The following is a 4475-nucleotide window of genomic DNA, read 5'->3' on the forward strand; positions in this document are numbered from 1 at the left end:
GTCGACAACGCGGTCCTCACCGGGACCGGGTTCTCCGGAGCGCTACGCGCGCTCGAACAATCGTGGGGCCGCGACCCCGAAACGATGATCCCGGATGTCCGGTACACGCCGAACCCCAACGACGCCCCGGGCGGCCCGCTGGTCGAAAGGGCGGATAGGCAATGCTGACCCGCTTCATCAAGCGCCAGCTGGTCATGTTCGGCATCCTGACCGCGATCACAGCGATTGCGTTGGGCTGGTACTACCTGCAGATTCCCACTGCGGCCGGGATCGGCCAGTACACGTTGAAGGCGGACCTACCCGCGTCGGGCGGCCTGTACAAGACCTCCAATGTGACGTATCGCGGTGAAACCATTGGCACGGTCACCGCCGTCGAGCCGACCGCCACGGGGGCGCGGGTGACGATGAGCATCGGGGACCGCTACCGGATCCCGATCGACGCCTCGGCGAACGTGCATTCGGTGTCGGCGGTCGGTGAGCAGTACCTCGACCTGGTGTCGGTAGGCAATGCGCACCAATACTTCTCGCCCGGTCAGACCATCACCAAGGGAACCGTGCCCACCGAGATCGGGCCGGCGCTGGACGCCGCCAACCGGGGGTTGGCCGCGCTGCCCAAGGACAAGATCGCCGGGCTGCTCGACGAAACAGCCCAAGCGGTAGGCGGATTGGGCCCCGCGCTGCAGCGACTGGTCGATGCGACGCAGGCGATCGCCGGTGACTTCAAGACCAACATCACCGACATCAACGACATCATCCAAAACTCGGGGCCCATCATCGACAGCCAGGTCAACTCCGGTGACTCGATCGACCGCTGGTCGCACAACCTGAGCATCCTGGCCGCGCAGAGCGCGGAAAACGACCAGCACCTGCAAAGCATCCTGACCCAGGCGGCGCCGACCGCCGATCAGGTCAACGAGGTGTTCAGCGACGTCCGAGAGTCGCTGCCGCAGACACTGGCGAATCTCGAAATCGTGCTGGACATGCTCAAGCGCTACCACAAGGGCGTCGAGCAACTGCTGGTGGCTTATCCGCAGGGCGCCTCGGAAGGTCAGACGGTCACGACGGCCTTTCCGGGCTACGCATCGCTCGGGACCTCGCTGACGATCAACCAGCCCCCGCCGTGTCTGACCGGGTTTCTCCCGGCCTCCCAGTGGCGGTCTCCCGCGGATACCAGCCTGGCGCCGATGCCGTCCGGAACCTATTGCAAGATCCCGCAGGACACTCCGGCCAACGCGGTGCGCGGCGCACGCAATCTTCCGTGTGTCGATGTCCCCGGCAAACGCGCGGCGACGCCGCGGGAATGCCGCGACCCCAAACCCTATGTCCCGCTGGGCACCAACCCGTGGTACGGCGAACCCAACCAGCTCGTGACCTGCCCGGCGCCCGCGGCGCGCTGCGACCAGCCGGTGAAACCGGGGCTGGTGATACCCGCTCCGTCGGTCAACAACGGCCTCAACCCGGCGCCCTCCGACAGGGTGGCCGGGACGCCACCGCCGATCAGCGATCCACTGCAGCGGCCGGGATCGGGAACCGTGGAATGCAATGGGCAGCAGCCGAATCCCTGCGTCTACACCCCCGGCGCCCCTCCCCCGGCCGTTTACCTGCCCCAGAGCGGCGAACTGGTGGGGCCCGATGGCGCGAAGTACACGGTCGAGAACTCGAGCAAAACGGGAGACGACGGCTGGAAGGACATGCTGGCGCCGCCTGCCAGCCGATGAAGGGATTGGAAATGCGGGAAGCGATTGGCCTAGGCCAACTTCGGAGTGACGCCTGTAGGTACCTCGAACGGGTCGCCGCCGGGGAGACCATCGATGTCGTCCGCCGCGGCAAGCTGGTAGCGCGTATCGTGCCCGTCGGTGACTGGAGGGTGGCTCCCATCCCCGCGCGGTCCGCGAAACCCGGGCCGCAAAACGCCGGTGGGTGGATCGGCCTAGATGAACTGCGAACGCGTGCCGGGCGATGCTTCGACCGGGTCGCGGCCGGGGAGACCGTCAGCGTCGTGCGCGGGGGCAGATTGCTGGCGCACATCGTGGCCGCCGGCGACGCGGACAGGACGTCGAGGCCGGTGGACACCGTCGGCGGGATCGAGCTTGACGAATTGCGAAAGCGTGCGGGTCGTTACTTCGACGAGGTTGCGGCGGGCCAGACGATCGACGTCATCCGGGGCGGCAAGCTGGTTGCCCGCATCGTGTCGGTCGCCTAGGGACAACGGCCGCTGATTTCCCGCGCTGCACGGAAGGTTTGCGGCACCGGCGGTGTTATGGCTCGTGTGACCGCGAGTGGCTTCCACGAGGGCGAGACCGCAACGCAGCGCCGAGCGGGCGTCGAAGCCGAGGCCGGGCGGCTCGAGGGCATGCTCGACTCGTCGGGCCTGTCCGTGGGCGCCGAAAAATTTCTCGCGTCACAGCGGTTCGCCGCGCTGACCGCGCGCGACCACGCCGGGGTCCTCTGGATCTCGCCGTTGGCTGCACCGCCGGGTTTCCTGCGCGGCCACGACGACATCTTGCGGGTCGCCACCTTCCCCCGCGACGGCGATCCCCTGCACGACATCCCGACCGGTCAACAGGTAGGACTGATCGCCATCGACTTCGCCACCCGGCGCAGGCTACGGGTCAACGGCGAGCTTGTCAGTGCTGACCGGCCGGGCGGCATGTTCGTCCGCGTCGATCAGTCATACGGCAACTGCCCCAAGTACATTCATCGCCACGCCATCGACGTGGGGATCCTTGGCGCCCCTCCTCCACTACCTGCGACCCGCGCGACGGTTCTGGACGCATCCGATCAAGCGTTGGTCGCACGGGCAGATACGTTCTTTCTGGGCACCAGCCATCCCACCCGTGGCCGAGATGCGTCACATCGCGGAGGTCCACCGGGATTCGTCCGAGTCGACTCCCCAAACCGATTGTGGTGGCCGGACTTTCCGGGGAACAACATGTTCACCAGTTACGGCAACCTCGCCGTCGACGACGAGGCCGCTTTGCTGTTCATCGATTTCGATACCGGCGCCACTTTGCACATCACCGGCACCGCACACGTGCGGTGGACCACCCCCGGCGAGGCCGGTGATGACGGTGGGGTGGGTCGAAACGTCGCATTCTCCGTCGACGCCGTCGCCCGCTAGTCCTCGAAGAGTCCCCCGTCCGGTAGGGGGAGTTGGCAGATGGCGTGCGCCTCGTCGGCGCTGAGCCCGAACAACCGCAGAACGTTTTCCGTGACGACGTCCGCCGCGCGCGCGTCATCGCGATCGGGATGGTCACGCAACAGGTTTCCGAGGCCCAGCAGCGCGCCCCCGGCCATGGCGAGGGCTAACTCGGGGTCGTCGACGTCAAACCTCCCGGCGGCGACGCCGGCTTTGATGTCGCGGAGTGCGCGCGGCGCCAGACCCCGTTCCGACGACAGCAGTTCCAGCCCGTTGGCCAGCAAAATCTGGCTCTCCTGCGGATGCCGACGAAACAGCCGGCCAGTCAGCCGAAAACTGGTGGCGAAAGTTTGGGCCGGGTCCTCGATGGCTTCGGTGAGCCGATCGAGCATCGACCCGTAGGCGTCGAGCACATCGGCGACCGCGGCCTCGAACAACTGCTCCTTGCTGTCGAAGTGGTTGTAGAAAGACCCCATGCCCACGTCGGCGGCCTGGGTGATTTCCAGGACCGGGACATTGACCTTGCCCTCGGCGATCAGCCGCTGCGCGGCTTTGACCAGCGCAGCCCGGGTACGCCGCTTGCGCCGCTCCAGCCTGGTCGGCTCTACCATCGCGCTCATTCACAGCAGTATGCATCAGTTATGAGGATTCCGTCAGATCCTTGACTGAACGTTCTCTCGTATGTGACGATTTCGTCAGTTAGTTGGGAGTTAGTCATGGATTTGACCGAAAGTGCCCGCCCGCAGGCGCACAGCGAGCAGACCGCGCGGCCCGGTGAGCATCCGGGGCGATCGCGTAACCCGGTGATCAAAGTCGCCGACATCGCGTGGTTGGAGTTCGAGCGCCCGGACCTGGCCCGGGCCGAGGCGTTCGCGCGGGCCTTCGGCTTCCACACGGCCCAACACGGCCCGGACGAACTGCACTTACGCGGAACGTGGGCGGGAGGGCCGTGCGTCATCGTGCGTCGCGGCCGGCGAAGCCGCTTCACCGGCGCCGCGTTCCGGGCCCCCGACCAGGGCGACGTGCTCCGGTTGGCGGACTCCGTAGGCGCATCGGTGCGGCCGCTGCCGGAAACCATCGGCGGGGTATCGGTCGACTTGATCGACCCCAGTGGCATGCCGGTCCGCGTCGTCGCCGGATTGCATCAACTCCCGGAACTACCGGGCCAACGATCCCCCGCCTTCAATTTCGGAAACGACATGCGGCGCGTCAACGCCGGCCAGCGTCCGCCCCGAGAGCCCGCGCGGGTGCAACGCCTGGGCCACCTGGTGGTGCAGTCGACCAAGTACCTCGAAACGCTGAACTGGTATCTGGACAACCTGGGCATGATCGTGAG

General features: G+C 66.7%; 4 protein-coding genes and 2 pseudogenes. 5 read left to right on the top strand and 1 reads right to left on the bottom strand.

Annotated elements, in window-relative coordinates; translation table 11 throughout:
- The 4 genes and pseudogenes from A5711_RS26930 to A5711_RS16000 all read left to right on the top strand — a co-directional run.
- Positions 1-168, top strand: a pseudogene (locus tag A5711_RS26930) (mammalian cell entry protein); the annotation flags it as partial.
- A complete protein-coding gene (locus tag A5711_RS15990; protein ID WP_067948142.1) occupies positions 162-1718 on the top strand; it encodes an MlaD family protein in 1557 nt (518 codons plus the stop codon). The pseudogene A5711_RS26930 and the gene A5711_RS15990, both read left to right, overlap by 7 nt.
- Positions 1719-1729: 11 nt before the next feature.
- Positions 1730-2203, top strand: a complete 474-nt coding sequence (locus tag A5711_RS15995) for a hypothetical protein (RefSeq protein WP_156673399.1) — start codon at positions 1730-1732, stop codon at positions 2201-2203.
- Between the two features lie 57 nt (positions 2204-2260).
- A complete protein-coding gene (locus A5711_RS16000; protein WP_231987492.1) occupies positions 2261-3121 on the top strand; it encodes a pyridoxamine 5'-phosphate oxidase family protein in 861 nt (286 codons plus the stop codon).
- On the opposite strand, the gene A5711_RS16005 is transcribed toward A5711_RS16000, so the two are convergent.
- Positions 3118-3759 (bottom strand): TetR/AcrR family transcriptional regulator, encoded by a 642-nt coding sequence (locus tag A5711_RS16005; protein ID WP_067948147.1) that lies wholly within the window; start codon positions 3757-3759, stop codon positions 3118-3120. The two genes, A5711_RS16000 and A5711_RS16005, sit on opposite strands and share 4 nt — an antisense overlap.
- Positions 3760-3855: 96 nt before the next feature.
- On the opposite strand from A5711_RS16005, the pseudogene A5711_RS16010 reads away from it, so the two are divergent.
- A pseudogene (locus tag A5711_RS16010) lies at positions 3856-4475 on the top strand (2,3-dihydroxybiphenyl 1,2-dioxygenase); the annotation flags it as partial.

Source organism: Mycobacterium sp. E2238 (assembly GCF_001672665.1).
Classification (GTDB): domain Bacteria; phylum Actinomycetota; class Actinomycetes; order Mycobacteriales; family Mycobacteriaceae; genus Mycobacterium.

Excerpts from the sequence above, each read along its gene's own strand:
- A5711_RS15995 (WP_156673399.1), top strand. The coding sequence starts at position 1,730 with ATGCGGGAAGCGATTGGCCTAGGCCAACTTCGGAGTGACGCCTGTAGG.
- A5711_RS15990 (WP_067948142.1), top strand. The coding sequence starts at position 162 with ATGCTGACCCGCTTCATCAAGCGCCAGCTGGTCATGTTCGGCATCCTG.
- A5711_RS16005 (WP_067948147.1), bottom strand. The coding sequence starts at position 3,759 with ATGAGCGCGATGGTAGAGCCGACCAGGCTGGAGCGGCGCAAGCGGCGT.
- A5711_RS16000 (WP_231987492.1), top strand. The coding sequence starts at position 2,261 with ATGGCTCGTGTGACCGCGAGTGGCTTCCACGAGGGCGAGACCGCAACG.